A 15,091-nucleotide genomic window follows, 5' to 3' on the forward strand; every position below is an offset into this window, starting at 1 on the left:
TAACGGCTCAAAACGAATCGGAAATGCAAGCTTATTTGCTGGAAAGGCTTTGCATGCGGGCGATGTATTTGCCCAAGATATCAAACTCTAAATTCACTACCGAACCAACTTTGATGTCGCAAAAGTTGGTGTTTTCTCGCGTGTAGGGTATGATAGCCACCTTAAAGGTACACTCAGTAGGACTAATCACTGTAAGCGACACGCCATTTACAGTAACCGAACCTTTGTCTACTGTGAAATATCCGCGTCCCACTTGTTCAGGATTAAAAGTGTATTCAAACGTAAAATAGGTTGAGCCTTCCGCGTCTTCCATCGCTACACATGTGGCAGTGGTGTCAACATGTCCCTGTACGATGTGGCCGTCTAGTCGGCCGTTCATTTTCATTGATCGTTCAATGTTAACCTTGTCGCCCACCTGCAATAGTCCAAGGTTCGACTTAATCAAAGTTTCCTTCATGGCTGTAACCGTGTAGTTGTCGTCATCAAGTTCAACAACCGTTAGGCAAACACCATTATGTGCAACGCTCTGGTCTATCTTCAAATCGTTGGTAAAGGTAGACTTAAACGTAAAGTCGATATTCTCTTCATATCGTTTCATGGCCACAAGTGTAGCCATTTCTTCTACTATGCCTGAAAACATATAGCTTTATCTTTAATTGTTTGTTGTTTTTGTTAATTGTTAGCTCAAAAAAATAGGCAGGAAGAAACTCCTGCCTAATATAAAAAAGGGTCGTACCGATGATGTGATGAAAACTCTGAGCTATACATGATTTGAGAGTTCCCCGCCTTTGTAATCCACCGGCTTTACAGCTAACCATGATGGTCGTGGCCCGCCATTAGCAAAAGAATTCTTCTCGGTTTTCGATTTTATTTTGAAGAGTACCCCAATCAAATCGATACAACCCCTATATTTGTCTCTTTTTGCTGTGCAAAGGTAAGCGTTTTCAGCGATATTACCAAATAATCGCTGGTCAAATTACTACCAATAACAGTGCGAAAGTATGCCCTAACGTTAACTACAAACACGTTTGTAGGGTTGCTACAACTTGCTTGTAGGGTCAGTACAATTTGCTTGTAGCGATAGTACAACTTGTCTGTAGCTTGAGTACACGCCCTTTTGTAGCGAACCGGGCGGTTCGTTTTTACTCAAACAAAGAATGAAAATGAACATAGAAAATGTATAGAGCCTATGTGTTAGACAAATGAATAGCCTAAGCTCGTTATTTTTTTGTGTATAATTTGAACATAGCACAATCACATTACACTGACATATAAGCACAAGAAATGATATATTAATCAGCATATAAAGTTAGCAAAACAACAACTATTAAGGAGTCTCTTCCGCAAAAAGTCTTTCAAACCATTGTCGAAGCAAAGTTTTATTGGGCAGAATATTTCGAATTTCATTCAGATACTGCTCATTTATTGACCCAGGAATCCATAGTTTGATATAGCCTGCAGTAGAATATTTCTCGTTCAAATGTCTTTCGAAACGTTCCCACTGTGCCTCTTTTCCCAATTCTGGATAATTCGTTATCCCATATTGAATGGTTCTTCTGAACACCACTTCAGGTTCTAGGTCTCTGTCTGCTTCAGCTGTGATGCGCCCATAAATACTTCTGGGTGTTCGCGAACTAGATGCGCGGTGGTCTTCTACAGCCTCTTTCATGGTGACAAGCTGTTCCTTCGAGAACCATTTTCGCAGCCGTTGGTCGGCCATTAGAATTTTTCCGCTTGTGATATGGTGAATTGCACGAGGTCCTTCAAGACCTAAGTCGTGATATGCAGCAGCTACATAGGCCATGTTAACATCGGCTCCAATTTTCTCGGCCAATGTTAGTGCACGTTTAATAACTCTCAATATGTGCGCCATATTGTGTGCACGGTCAAATTGATTGTATCTTGGAAGGATGTTTTGTTCTACAAACTCCATCAGGTCTAGTTGTACTGTAGGTGCTGGCATCGTGTTTGTTCCTTTCTAATAGATAAACGTAAAAAGGAGGAAACACGCTATTGGTCCTCCTTTTTACGTTGGCAAGCCTTTTCAAAGTAGCTTTGTTTGCAGTTTAAGCTTTGTAAAAGCAGCCACAGTTATGATTTTTTCCTGTCGGCAGGCAAGTTTACGGGATAACGTTTTTGGCTTTTTAGCCATTTCTTTTTCCGCTCCTCGTACTCTTGATTTTTGTTTTCAATATAGTTATCTGCCATTAGCTCAAGCCGTTTGTTATTGCACCTTGGTGTAAATTACATTAAGCTTAATAGCGCTACCCGGTGCGCCAGTTCCTTTAAGTAGCTTAGTGCTTGTTAGCGACATATTGTGAGTAATCTTTGTGATAACAGTTTCGTTACTTCCCGATTGCGTCTGACGCGTAGTGGTGGTAAGAGTAACGGGCACAATCACCAATTTGTTCCAATTAGGATTGGTTTTATCGGCCTTTCTCATCACGTTAATCACATTGGCAATGTTATCAAATGTGTAAGTGTTTGCCACCAGCGAACCCAAGAATGACACTTTGTTGTCCATCAAAACATTTTGTTTGAAAAAGCTGTTAAGACTATCAACAGGCAGCAGAAGCACGCTTGACGAAGGGCTTAATGCGTTGTCGCTAGTAGTAGAGTTATTAACGCGAGGCACAGAAAGCTTCACTTGATTGATGTCTTGCCCGTTGTGGCCATTTTCAAGTTGTTCAACAGGGATGGTCAGTTGTGTGAAAAAGCCCGCTGGAGTTTTGAGGTAAGTGTATCTAGTGTCGTTAAGCAGTGTGGCTGTGGCAGTCGTATTGGTAACCTTTGTGTGTTGCAGAACCTCTTCAGTGCCAACGAGCGAAATCCATTGTGCAGAGTCTTTGCCATTAACTTTCGAGCGATAGAAGATGTTAAGCAAACAGCTTTCCACATGTGCCATGGCTCCTAGACCGCTTTTATGTTTAAAGTAGAATCCTGGGAACACATTGGTGAGGAAACTATAAGTATTTTTGAAATACTCGGGATGCGCATAATAGGTTTGCAACAAGTAGGTACCTAGGTTGTTATACTCTTTGCCATTCTTGTCCCAATATTTATCGTTCATGCGGATGAGGATGCCACTAGACGTTCCTGCTTTAGATGCAAGTGTGTAGCTAGCATCTTTATTGATACCATTTGTTGTGCGCAGATAGCCATTAGCTTCGGGGTCGAAGTTGGTATAATACGTTCTTGTTTCAAGCATAGGTTTCTGCATCTCGCGCAAGTTGAGTGTCATCACCACCGTAGAGTCGCCATACGATTTAGCTAATGGTAAGAATAATTCGCACGAATCGGCTATAACCTCATTGCCCAATTTGCTAACAATACTATCTTTTGCAGGCAAGCCAATGTCTGCCAAACTATGAAGCTGTATCATCGCATCGCCTGTTATGTACGAACCTGTTTCAGGATCGCGCACATATCCTAAGTAAGCAACGGTGTTTTTAGAAAGCACCGAGTCTACAAGTACAGTGTTACTGGCCACAAGGAACGAGTCGGTTGTGGCCACAAAGCTATTGTTTTTATTGAGCGAGTTGCCCACTGTCTCGGTAGTATCATCGCAGCCAACGAAGGCAAGCGCCATGAAGGCTATTGGAAAAATTGCTTTTAAGTTCATGTTCGTTCAGTGTATAGAATGGGAAGAGGCATATATCACTTTTCTGGATATATCACCTCGTAAAACTTTTTATAAGGTTCGGTGAAATCTTGACCAGGATATTTCAGCATTGGAACGGCTTTTTGTTCTGCGTATTCGGTGAGAACCGACTTAATACCTTCGCTTCCTTCAATTACGCCGTCGCTATAAGCAATAGCTAGTTTTTCAAGTTCAGTATAGTCGAACTCATTGTTAAATTCAGAAAGCGCAGTACCTTTAATCGACTTATATTCCAAAGTCTTTTTGAAGTTTTGACCTAGTTGCCCTTCCAAGCCGTGGTTAAAAAGAGTTGTCACCACTTTTGTGTTGGCAAAAGCAGGCTCGTCTTTAAAGGCTTTCTTAATAAGCACAGGAATATATGCAGCCATCCAACCTTGGCAGTGAATGATATCGGGATTCCAACGCAGTTTTTTTACCGTTTCCAATACGCCACGTGCGAAAAAAATGGCACGTTGTCCGTTGTCTGAATAAGGCATACCATTTTCGTCGAGAGCCATTTGACGCTTCATAAAATAGTCGTCGTTGTCAATGAAATACACCTGAATTCTCGTCGAAGGAATTGAAGCCACCTTGATAATTAGTGGGTGGTCGGTTTCGTCGATAATGAGATTGACACCCGAAAGGCGAATAACCTCGTGGAGTTGACCGCGTCGTTCGTTGATGTTTCCCCACTTAGGCATGAACGTACGTATCTCGTACCCAGCTTCTTGGATGTTAAGCGGCACATTATAGCCCATTAGAGACATTTCCGTTTCGGGAACATACGGGGTTATCTCCTGATTGATGAATAAGATTTTTTTTGACATACTTGACTTTGTTCTACTGGGATGGCATGCATCCCATTTCTTAAAACCGACTACAAAGGTACAAAAAAACATTGAGAAACAGGTTGCAAGTCAAGGTATTTGAAGTTCACGGTGTTGCTTTTTGTTATATTTTTAATGATATTCTTTCTTATTTAAGAAAAAAGCAGTTATTTTGCAGGCGCTTATAAGATACATTGCAATGAAAGTTTTTACAAAGATTGTAGACCTGCAAGCTGCCTTGTCTTGCGATAGAAAACAAGAAGCAAAGATTGGTTTTGTGCCCACGATGGGCGCTTTACATGCTGGACACGCCTCGTTGGTGGAACGGTCGGTGAAAGATAACGACGTTACGGTTGTTAGCATATTTCTAAATCCCACCCAGTTTAATGATAAGAGCGACCTGGAACATTATCCCCAGACTTTTGAAGCCGATTGTGAAATGCTCGAAAATGTAGGTGCCGATTACGTATTTGCCCCTTCGGTAAGAGAAATTTACCCTACTCCTGATACGCGAGTGTTTGATTTCCCACCTGTAACTACGGTTATGGAAGGTGCAAAACGCCCTGGTCACTTCAATGGCGTGTGCCAAGTTGTTAGCCGACTCTTTGATATCGTTCAACCTGATTATGCTTATTTTGGTGAAAAAGATTGGCAACAAATTGCGGTTGTGAAGCGTTTGGTGCAATTTATGAATAGTAATATTGAAATCGTAGAATGCCCTATCGTAAGAGAAGAAAGCGGATTGGCTATGAGCTCGCGTAACGAACGTCTTTCGGCCGACGAAAGAATGCTGGCTGCCAACATCTATAAGGCGTTGAAAGCGAGTGTTGAAAAGGCTAAAACCCTTACTCTCGGAGAGACGAGAAACTGGGTTGTTGCCGAGATTAATGCGCATGAAGGGTTGGAAGTGGAATACTTCTCTATCGTAGATGGTTTAACATTGGTCGACCTAGATAGCTGGAACGATAGCGAATATGTGGTTGGGTGCATTACTGTTTATTGTGGATCTACACCCATCCGATTGATAGACCATATTAAATATAAAGGATAATAGATTATGCTTATTGAAGTATTGAAATCTAAACTGCACTGCGTGACAGTTACAGAAGCTAATCTCAACTATATGGGTAGTATCACCATAGACGAAGATTTGATGGATGCTGCCAACATGATTGCCGGAGAAAAGGTGCAGATTGTGGATAATAACAATGGTGAAAGGTTTGAAACTTACATTATAAAAGGTCAGCGAGGCAGTGGAGAAATCTGTCTAAACGGTGCTGCTGCGCGTAAAGTACAGGTTGGCGATACAGTTATCATTATGTCGTATGCCTTGATGGATTTTGAAGAAGCCAAGACTTTTCAACCTGTTGTGGTGTTTCCTGAGAATAATAAATTGACGAAATAGCAATTAATAACTACGCGCAACATTTTGTCTAAGTGTAGACAGATGTGCGCTGTGTTTTGTTAATACCCCAAAAAAATGAGCTTGCAAATAAGGTAATGTTTAACCTCTTGCAAGCTCATTTTTTATATTAAACCTTTGCGTTTGGGGCGTGAAGCAAGTCTAATCAACTTATTCAACCACCACGAGAGGTGTGTCTTCAAGCACACTCTCACCTTGCTTAACGCAAACAGCAGTAACTTTACCAGCCTTTTCAGCTTCGATGTTGTTGGCCATCTTCATAGCCTCGAGCACAACGAGCGTGTCACCAGCAGCAACAGTATCGCCAACGGCTACCTTAATTTCGGTGATTACGCCAGGCAGTGGAGCCTTTACGGCATTGGCTGTGTTAACATTGGCAGCAGGAGCAGCATTTTCTTCGCTAGCTGCAGAAGCAGCAGAAGCACCCAAAACCACCTTTTTCTTTTCGGGTTCTGCTTCAGGCTCCATCTCAACCTTGAAACATTCGCCGTTAACAGTTACCTTAGCAACGTTCTCTTCGATGTCACCGATGGCCACTTTATATTCTTTACCATCGATGGTATATTTGTATTCTTTCATACTTTCTTTATGGTTTTTGTGTCATTGAAAGGAATTTGGCATTCCAAAGAGTATCACGCTTCTTGATAGTGATGAAGCCTGGTTCTTTATCGTGCACGTTATTGCCCTTGAACTCGTGAAGTGCCAATGCGATGGCAGCATAGATGTTCTTGTCTTTCGTAGCCATAACTTAATGTAGTAATTAATTATTGCAACTTGTCCTACCCTTACATGGGCATGCATCCGTGCTTCTTTGCTGGTAGGCTCTGACGTTTGTTTGCAAGTTGTGCCAAGCCACGGCAAATGCGGAAGCGTGTGTTGCGGGGTTCGATAACGTCGTCTATGTAGCCATATTGTGCGGCTTGATAAGGATTGGCAAACATCTCGGTGTATTCTTCTTCCTTTTCTGCCAAGAAAGCTTTAACATCTTCGCCAGCATCCTTTTTGTCTTTTGCTTCTTTTGCACAAAGAACGGCAACGGCACCCGATGCACCCATAACAGCAATCTCGGCTGTTGGCCATGCAAAATTAAGGTCGGCACGAAGTTGCTTACAACCCATAACGATGTGGCTTCCACCATAGCTCTTACGCAAGTTGATGGTAATTTTTGGCACAGTTGCTTCTCCGTATGCGTAAAGTAGCTGTGCTCCGTGCAAGATAACTGCGTTATACTCCTGCCCTGTACCGGGAAGGAAGCCTGGAACGTCTACCAAACTAACGATTGGAATATTGAAAGCGTCGCAATATCTCACGAAGCGCGCACCCTTTCTAGATGCGTTCACGTCTAGCACACCAGCATAAGCAGATGGCTGGTTGGCCACGATACCAACACTTTGACCATTGAAGCGAGCGAAACCAGTGATAATATTTTTGGCAAACTTAGGCTGAACCTCGAAAAATTCGCCATTATCGGTGATAGCAGAAATCACCTTGTACATATCGTATGCCTTGTTGGGGTCGTCGGGAAGAATATCGTTTAGACTGTCGTCCATACGATTGATTGGGTCGTCGCAGGCCACACGTGGAGCCTCTTCGGTGTTGTTCGAGGGAATATAACTAAGCAATTTCTTAATCATATCCATAGCTTCTTCTTCTGTTTTAGCTGTAAAGTGGGTTACACCACTCTTTGTTGCATGTACCGAAGCACCTCCAAGGTTCTCTGAGTCTACATCTTCACCAGTTACCGACTTAACAACTTTGGGGCCAGTGAGGAACATATACGATGTGTTTTCCATCATCAGGGTGAAGTCTGTTAGTGCTGGCGAGTAAACTGCACCACCTGCACAAGGGCCAAATATACCTGAAATCTGAGGAATAACACCGCTAGCGAGAATGTTGCGTTCAAAGATTTCGCCATAACCAGCAAGTGCGTTGATGCCTTCTTGTATACGTGCGCCTCCTGAGTCGTTCATACAGATAACGGGTGCACCCATCGTCATGGCCATATCCATAATCTTACAGATTTTCTGCGACATCGTTTCAGAGAGCGAACCACCATTAACGGTGAAGTCTTGTGCATATACATACACCAGTCGTCCATCAATAGTTGCCGAGCCAGCAACCACGCCGTCGCCAAGGTATTGTTTCTTTTCCATGCCGAAGTTGTGGCAGCGGTGCAGCTTAAACATGTCGTATTCTTCGAAGCTTCCTTCGTCAACAAGCATGTCTATACGCTCACGAGCGGTGTATTTGCCACGTGCGTGTTGCTTTTCGATAGCTTTTTCGCCACCACCAAGACGGGCTTGTTCGCGCTTAGCGATAAGCTCCTTGATTTTTTCTATTTGTTTGCTCATAAGTTATTTAATTGTTTCCTTATTCTCAAAAATATCTGCAAAGTTAGACAAAAGGAACGTAATAATCTAATTTTATATTCCTTTTATTGCCTTTTTTATGTCTTTATGACTATATTTTTCTGCTTGTCAGACATGCGTTTGGCTCTTGTGTACACCTTCTTAGAATTCAAATAGTGCACGTACATTAATCAATCTGCCTGTTAAGTAGTTGGGTACTGCGTATTGTTGACTGGTTACATCGGTTATCCAAAAATAACTATTCACATTGTTTATTCCGAAGAGGTTAAGGCAATCTACACCCAACCATATATTCTTAAATGGCGATTTCGTTCCTCTTTGTTCGTTATCTAGTAGTCTATAGCTCATGCCTATGTCGGCTCTTTTATATGCCGGTGCTCTGAAGGAGTGGTCTTCTAGTTGTCTATGTGGTGCTGAGAATGGCAACCCATCGGCAAAAGCTAGCTTCAACGACATTTTCCAACGCTCGGTTCCTGGGAAGTAGTCGGTGAAAAACATGTTTAATGAATAGCGTTGGTCGGTGGGAAGTGGTAATGATTTGCCGTTAAGCTTCATGCGCGTATTCATTAGCGAGAGACTAATCCACGAGTCAGTACCAGGAACAAACTCACCATAGAGTTTTAAGTCGATGCCTGCAGCATGCCCATTGCTTAGGTTTTCTCCATAGTACACCGCCTTTACGTTGTTTATGCTGTACGGAACAAGGTTGCTTAGAGCTTTATAATACACCTCGCCTGTGAATTTGAAGGGGCGTCCAGAGATATTAAACCGATAGTCCATTCCAGCTATGAGGTGCAACGAGCGCTGGCTTTTTATCTTCTTATTCAGCGTTGCGCGTGTCTCATTGTTGCTTGTTGTGGTGTCACGCAGTTCTTTGAAGAAGGGGGCTTGATAATAAAGTCCTGCAGCAAAACGCACGGTGAGATTGGTGTTGAATGCAGGAATAATACCTAATGATACGCGTGGACTTACAATTGTTTCTTTATTAAAACCCCAGTGGCTCAATCTGATACCATAGTTAAGAGTAAAACGCGTGTTTTCGTTCTTTCCTCCAAAACGATAAGTATCTTGAGCATAGGCCTCTATGCGGCTTGCGTCAAGCTTGTTGTTGGCTTTTAACGAATAAATAAGATGTAAATCGGTGCCTGTATGCGGGATGCTGTATCCGCTAGAGTCGCGCATTTCGTATTCACGACTGTGTTCCTCGATGTGTTCGCGCTTCAATGTTATACCACTCTCTATATCGTGTTGCTTAGATTTATGAGCAAACACTAATTTTAGGCTTGTTACTCGTGCTTGCAAGAAGTTTCGGGCGTGTTGAAAATACGTGCCAACGCCTAGGTTCTCACTTGTCTCGGTTTGCGTTAGCCAGTATTGCCCTTGTAAATCGTAGGTTTCTTTCTCTTTTGTTTGGAAGGCCGAAGTCACTAAAGCAAGGGATGTAGCTTCGCCAAAATTTCGTTTCACGTTGAGCGAGCCAAAGAAAGTGCGAAACAAATCTTTTTCTTGTCCATCAAAATAAACTTTAAACGAACGCACATTTTGCATTGTACCAAATTTTGTTTCGCGGTCGGCTGGTACAAAGTTGAATTGGTTGTTCGAGATGTTTCCTACAAAGTCTATTTGCCAACGCTTGTTGGGGATGTAGCTAAGATAGGTTTGATAATCTAAAAAACTAGGACTGTACTCACCTTTGGTTTCAAGCGAGCCAAGTAGATATTTGGTAGTTTTATATCTCACGGCGTTGCTCCACGAAAAAGTTTTGTTGCCTATAGCCACGTAGGCCGATCCTCCCAGCAAACTAAACGCCAACGAACCTTCGAATTTTGTGGGGCGTTTGTAAGTGATATCAAGTGCCGACGCCATTTTGTCGCCATACTTAGCAGCGTATCCTCCGGTAGAAAAACCAATTTTTTCTACCAAATCGGGGTTGATAACCGACAAGCCTTCTTGTTGTCCGCTGCGCACTAAGAAGGGGCGATATACCTCTACATTATTTATATATACGCTATTTTCGTCGAATGCTCCACCGCGAACATTATATTGAGAAGACATCTCGTTGTGAGTTGATACACCCGCTTGCGTCTGTATTAGTTCTTCAACGGCATTGCCACTAGCTGTTGGCGTCAGTTTGTTTGCATCTTTTTTCAGTTCTTGTGTCTGTCCTGTTTGTCTTCGCATCTCGCTAACACTAACCTCTCCCAGTGTGTTATCACTTTCGTGAAGCACCACTTGCAAGGTTTGTTTGCCTCTAGGATTTCTTAAAATGCGAGTTTTGGTTTTATAGCCAATCATGGAGAATTTCACCACAACCGAGTCGGCTGTGTGTAAAGTTAGTTCGAATTCGCCCTTTAAAGAGGTAAAGGTCACTTTACCTTGGCTCAACACCGAGACTGTAGCCAATTCAATGGGCGACAGTTTCTCGTCGGTAACGCGTCCTTTTAGCGTAAACGTCTGTGCGTTTAAGCCTAAACACAACAGCGACAACAAGGTCGCGTAAATCAATTTAACGTAACTGCTCATCCTTGATATAACGTTTCAGCTTTAAATAAATTGTATTTCAAGGGAAGAATTGTTGTAGGCGATAGTAAAAACCCAGTTAGATAAAGTTGTTCGTTTTGCTACTCCTTATTTAATATGCGCACGTTGACATGTTACATCCTTGCGTAGGGTAATAAAATAATAAGTTCAACGTTTCTTTCAATTATTTTAGCTCGTAAACGCCAGTAGGACTTTTGCGTTTAAGTACTTCCAATTGAAAGTCTTTACCGGGTACAATACCGTAGCTACGCAAGGTTTGTTCTACGGTTTTCTTAGCCAATTCAGGGTGATTGTTTTCTTCACTTAAGTGGCAAAGCCAAACATGCTGCAGCTTTGCTGTGGCATTTTGTGCGAGCGCTTCGGCGCATTCCAAGTTGCTGAGGTGGCCTGTTTTACCTAAAATTCTATCTTTAAGATAGCGAGGGTAAGAACCGCCTGAGAGCATTTCTATATCGTGGTTGGCTTCTATCACTAGATAGTTGGCTTCGCGAATAAAGGGTTTAATCTCTTCGGTTACTTCTCCTACATCGGTAAGTAAGCAAAATGTAATGTCACCGCACTTCACTTCGTAACCCACATTGTCTAAACTGTCATGAGGAACATTAAATGGAGTAATGGTAAAGCTGCCCAAATGGAAGGTTACATCTTTCTCAACCAGCTTTAATCGATCGGGACTAACTTTGCATCGCACGCAATAATTCTTTTCAATGCCCACGTGTACACGATGGGTGGCATATATAGGCAACCCATAGTCACGACTAAGACTGCCAACAGACTTTACGTGGTCGGCATGGTCGTGTGTGATAAGAACATTTTGTATGCGAGCAAGCGAAAGGCCGTATTCACGAAAATGCTTCTTTAGGGTGCGAATACCCACGCCTGCATCTATAAGAAGTCCCTCGGTTTCAGTGTATAAGTAATAGCAATTACCGCTGCTACCGCTGCCCAGCGAAATGAAGTTCAACATCCTGCGTTTAAAGTTTTCCACAAAATTATAGAAAAAGTGCGATATAACCAAAGTTTTTTCTACCTTTGTCTATACAAAAAAGACTGAGACATGAAAAAGTTACTCGCACTCTGTGCATTGCTCCTCCCTACTCTACTCGTTGGTTGCGATGTGCGCAAGGTTGCCTTTTCACCCGAATTTGATGGCTGTGTAGATTCGTTTGCAGTTAACTTCTTTAACTGGCGACTAGATCATGCGGTCAAATTTTGCACACCCGAATCTGAAAAGTGGCTTAAATTTGCTGCCAGTCAGGTGCAACGCAATGATATTGAACAGATGAAAAATCTGCCCGATAATTTTGCTTATACCTATACAATAAGACAAGGAGACCCCAAAGGTTCAGCTGCAGAAGTAGCTCTGAACGTAGAAAACTTCTTCGTTCTCGACTCTATTGGTAAGCCTGGCCGAGTGAAGAATAATGCAACCTATATTTTGCAGCTGGTAAAACAGGGTAAAACCTGGAAAGTAAAGCTCAACGGATTACCAAGGATGGATAAAAATCAGCATCCAGAGTCTCATAAAGCAGAACAGTAATCTTGTTTTTTGCCTCTTCATCACTCATGGTTTTTAACGTTTATAGTTTGTTACCGCACACTAAATTGTACTCGACGAAAGATTAATACTTGCTAAAAACATGAGGTACAGAGGCAAAAACAAGCGTTAATTGCTTATAAATCGCTACTTTTGCAAACAAATTTAAAACAAAATTTATAGAATAAATGTGGCGTGTATATCATTCATGCCGATAATACTTACATCAATGAAGCACAAGTTAAGTTTTATATTACTCGTGGGTTTCTTGCTCTTTGCTGCATCAAGTGTGCTCATGGCGCAGGCTAATGGCAAAAACAGTGCCGTGAATTTGGTCAATACCAACGATTCTATGAATGCGCGAAAGCAAATCGTTGATACGGCGAAAAATATGCCCGACACGATTTCAGCGCCCCAAACAGAACCCTTACAAGAACTTAGTGATACCGAAGAAGAACAAGGGATACATCAGTCGCTCAAAGTGAAATTCATTGAAGGCAACGCTGGGTTTATGTCGCTTGTGGCCTTAGCCTTGGTGTTGGGATTGGCATTTTGTATCGAACGCATCATTTATCTCAGTCTGTCAGAGATTAATGCTAAACGTTTTATGGTTGATCTCGACGCAAAGATAAATGCAGGAGATATTGAAGGGGCTAAACAACAATGTCGAAACACGCGCGGGCCTGTAGCTTCTATCTGTTATCAAGGCTTGGCTCGTATCAACGAAAGCATCGATAACATCGAACGCTCCATTGTTTCTTATGGCACGGTGCAGTCGGCTAATCTCGAAAAAGGTTGCTCGTGGATTACGCTTTTTATTGTAATGGCTCCCTCGTTGGGCTTCTTGGGTACTGTTATCGGTATGGTCATGGCTTTCGACCAGATTGAACAGGCTGGTGATATTAGTGCTCCCGTTGTGGCTTCGGGTATGAAAGTGGCCCTTATTACCACTATATTTGGTATCATTGTAGCATTGGTTTTACAAGTATTCTACAATTATATTCTCTCTAAAATAGAACATCTTGTAGCACAAATGGAAGAGTCGTCAATAACACTACTCGACTCGATTATGAAACATAAGCTGTCGAAATGAAAAAAATAAACCTTCGTAGCATGCATGCCGAAAAGCTTTCACAACGCGTATTCTATGTGTTGGTGGGTTTGTGCGTGGTTGTTTTCGGGTTATTCTATGTTGTTGGTTACGACATGCCTTACGTTTTCAACCCCGAACTTAATGCACCTATATTTACAGGCGTGGTAATAGGCACGATGTATCTATTGTTTTTTCTAGCTCTAGCATGTGCTCTTTGGAGCACTTATAGAGGCTTTAAAGCGTCAGGGAAAACTGATGGAATGGTTAACAACGTTCCTGGACGTACCATTTCGTATGTTGTTTTTGTAGGGACAGCCGTTGTGCTTTTGCTTAGTCTGCTTTTTGGCTCGTCTGCCGAACTGATTGTTAATGGCACCTTGTTTTCAAATGCACTGTTGCTTAAACTGTCAGACATGTTTATCTACACCATTAGCATTTTGCTTTTCGTAGCCTTAGGTGCCGTGGTGTTTGGTCTAACGCGTTATTACCGCAGAAGATAAAGGAGAAGAAGTTATGTTTGCCCGACGAAAGAGAACTGTTCCGCAGCTTAATGCAACATCTACTGCTGATATTTCGTTTATGTTGCTCATCTTTTTCTTAGTTACCACGTCGATGGATTTAGACAAGGGACTAGGAAAAAAGTTGCCACCGGTGGAAAAAAGCAAGCAAGAAGAGAGTCTTGTTCACAAAGACAATATTATTAAGGTGTTTATCACAGCCGACAATAAAATTGTAGTTGACGATGTACCTAGTTCGCTCGACGACCTGAAGACGAAGCTAAAAAGCCTAGTCGCTCGTAGAGGAAAGAACCACCTCATACAATTACAAGTTAGTGAAAATGCCAATTACGACACCTATTTCCATGTGCAAAATGCCATTACTTCTACATTTAACCAACTTAAAAACCAACTGGCTGTAAAAATGTTCCACCATTCTTATGCCCTATGTTCGGTTGAAGAAAAAGATGAAGTAAACCGATTGATGCCACAACGCATGGTGGAAACAGTGGATAATAATCAAATCAACAATCCGTAATCATGATACGTCGAAGCAGAAAGAGCCGTGAAATTCCCGCACTCAACACCTCGTCGTTGCCCGACTTGATTTTTACGGTGTTGTTTTTCTTTATGATTGTTACCCACATGCGTAGCGTAGCAGTGAAGGTACGCTATCAGGTCCCCCAAGGAAAGGAGTTAAGTAGACAAGCCAAAAAATCGTCTACTATTCATATTTATATAGGCAAGCCCCTTGATAAGCAACGTTCCGAAAATGCACAAACCACTATTGTGCAGGTAAACGATAGAATTGTGGCTATTGACGAGCTAAGCAAATACATAGCTAATGCACGCGCAAGTTTTTCTCCTGAAGAAGCAAAAGAACTAACAGCGTCTATAAAGGCAGACAAAGACACAAAGATGAAAACTATCGGTGAGGTGAAACAAGCCTTACGTGAAGCCAAAGTGTATAACGTAACTTTTACCGCCACCCAGAGCAAAGATAAACGCTAATTGAGTAAACAATGAGTTGGGCCTTTTGTTGAGACTAAGGATATACCAAATATGACTAAGAATTTGAATTTCTATCTAAGTTAAATTTTAGCTATTATATGCACGGAAAGTAACGATTACGAATACAAGTTGCGCTATTTTTGATAGTAACGA

General features: G+C 42.0%; 17 protein-coding genes. 7 read left to right on the plus strand and 10 right to left on the minus strand.

The features are described 5' to 3' along the window. Positions 1-31 precede the first annotated feature (31 nt). The 5 genes from QME03_RS06915 to QME03_RS06935 all read right to left on the minus strand — a co-directional run bounded on the left by QME03_RS06915 (position 32) and on the right by QME03_RS06935 (position 4,467). Positions 32-640, minus strand: coding sequence for a riboflavin synthase (locus tag QME03_RS06915; RefSeq protein ID WP_281723884.1), 609 nt, complete (start codon positions 638-640; stop codon positions 32-34). Between the two features lie 687 nt (positions 641-1,327). After that, entirely contained in the window at positions 1,328-1,963 is a 636-nt protein-coding gene (locus tag QME03_RS06920; RefSeq protein WP_025816055.1) for an HD domain-containing protein, read from the minus strand. Positions 1,964-2,091: 128 nt separating this feature from the next. Further along, positions 2,092-2,208 carry a dehydrogenase gene (locus QME03_RS06925; RefSeq protein WP_273148648.1) on the minus strand — a complete coding sequence of 39 codons (117 nt, stop codon included), beginning with the start codon at positions 2,206-2,208 and terminating at the stop codon, positions 2,092-2,094. 16 nt (positions 2,209-2,224) lie between these two features. Further along, positions 2,225-3,622: a DUF4270 domain-containing protein gene (locus QME03_RS06930; RefSeq protein ID WP_281723885.1), complete on the minus strand. Its 1,398-nt coding sequence runs from the start codon at positions 3,620-3,622 to the stop codon at positions 2,225-2,227. A 35-nt stretch (positions 3,623-3,657) separates the two neighbouring features. Next, on the minus strand, positions 3,658-4,467 hold the full coding sequence (locus QME03_RS06935; RefSeq protein WP_281723886.1) for a glycogen/starch synthase: 810 nt from the start codon (positions 4,465-4,467) through the stop codon (positions 3,658-3,660). Positions 4,468-4,666: 199 nt separating this feature from the next. Here QME03_RS06935 and panC point away from each other — a divergent pair, with 199 nt between their 5' ends. After that, a complete protein-coding gene (panC, locus tag QME03_RS06940; protein ID WP_281723887.1) occupies positions 4,667-5,518 on the plus strand; it encodes a pantoate--beta-alanine ligase in 852 nt (283 codons plus the stop codon). Positions 5,519-5,524: 6 nt separating this feature from the next. Next, complete coding sequence (panD, locus tag QME03_RS06945; protein WP_110370341.1) at positions 5,525-5,872, plus strand: aspartate 1-decarboxylase; 348 nt, start codon at positions 5,525-5,527, stop codon at positions 5,870-5,872. A 168-nt stretch (positions 5,873-6,040) separates the two neighbouring features. Here the strand turns inward: panD and QME03_RS06950 are convergent, their stop codons facing one another. From QME03_RS06950 to QME03_RS06970, 5 genes are all read right to left on the minus strand, one after another. After that, positions 6,041-6,469, minus strand: coding sequence for a biotin/lipoyl-containing protein (locus QME03_RS06950; RefSeq protein WP_273148654.1), 429 nt, complete (start codon positions 6,467-6,469; stop codon positions 6,041-6,043). A 7-nt stretch (positions 6,470-6,476) separates the two neighbouring features. Then, positions 6,477-6,635 (minus strand): hypothetical protein, encoded by a 159-nt coding sequence (locus tag QME03_RS06955; RefSeq protein WP_009229805.1) that lies wholly within the window; start codon positions 6,633-6,635, stop codon positions 6,477-6,479. A gap of 40 nt (positions 6,636-6,675) precedes the next feature. Then, positions 6,676-8,241, minus strand: a complete 1,566-nt coding sequence (locus QME03_RS06960) for an acyl-CoA carboxylase subunit beta (RefSeq protein ID WP_281723888.1) — start codon at positions 8,239-8,241, stop codon at positions 6,676-6,678. 159 nt (positions 8,242-8,400) lie between these two features. Then, positions 8,401-10,782: a TonB-dependent receptor gene (locus QME03_RS06965; RefSeq protein WP_281723889.1), complete on the minus strand. Its 2,382-nt coding sequence runs from the start codon at positions 10,780-10,782 to the stop codon at positions 8,401-8,403. Positions 10,783-10,963: 181 nt separating this feature from the next. Next, a complete protein-coding gene (locus QME03_RS06970) occupies positions 10,964-11,767 on the minus strand; it encodes an MBL fold metallo-hydrolase (protein ID WP_274947544.1) in 804 nt (267 codons plus the stop codon). 90 nt (positions 11,768-11,857) lie between these two features. Here QME03_RS06970 and QME03_RS06975 point away from each other — a divergent pair, with 90 nt between their 5' ends. The 5 genes from QME03_RS06975 (at position 11,858) to QME03_RS06995 (ending at position 14,938) form a co-directional block, all read left to right on the plus strand. Beyond that, a complete protein-coding gene (locus QME03_RS06975; protein ID WP_273148955.1) occupies positions 11,858-12,340 on the plus strand; it encodes a hypothetical protein in 483 nt (160 codons plus the stop codon). Positions 12,341-12,566: 226 nt separating this feature from the next. Next, entirely contained in the window at positions 12,567-13,430 is an 864-nt protein-coding gene (locus tag QME03_RS06980) for a MotA/TolQ/ExbB proton channel family protein (protein ID WP_281723890.1), read from the plus strand. Beyond that, positions 13,427-13,930 carry a hypothetical protein gene (locus tag QME03_RS06985; protein WP_281723891.1) on the plus strand — a complete coding sequence of 168 codons (504 nt, stop codon included), beginning with the start codon at positions 13,427-13,429 and terminating at the stop codon, positions 13,928-13,930. The genes QME03_RS06980 and QME03_RS06985 overlap by 4 nt, the downstream gene beginning before the upstream one ends. Before the next feature lie 13 nt (positions 13,931-13,943). Then, a complete protein-coding gene (locus QME03_RS06990; protein WP_273116475.1) occupies positions 13,944-14,465 on the plus strand; it encodes an ExbD/TolR family protein in 522 nt (173 codons plus the stop codon). A gap of 2 nt (positions 14,466-14,467) precedes the next feature. Next, complete coding sequence (locus QME03_RS06995; RefSeq protein WP_110370344.1) at positions 14,468-14,938, plus strand: ExbD/TolR family protein; 471 nt, start codon at positions 14,468-14,470, stop codon at positions 14,936-14,938. Positions 14,939-15,091 lie beyond the last annotated feature (153 nt).

The organism is Hoylesella shahii (assembly GCF_937990675.1).
In the GTDB taxonomy this organism is placed as follows: Bacteria; Bacteroidota; Bacteroidia; order Bacteroidales; family Bacteroidaceae; genus Prevotella; species Prevotella shahii.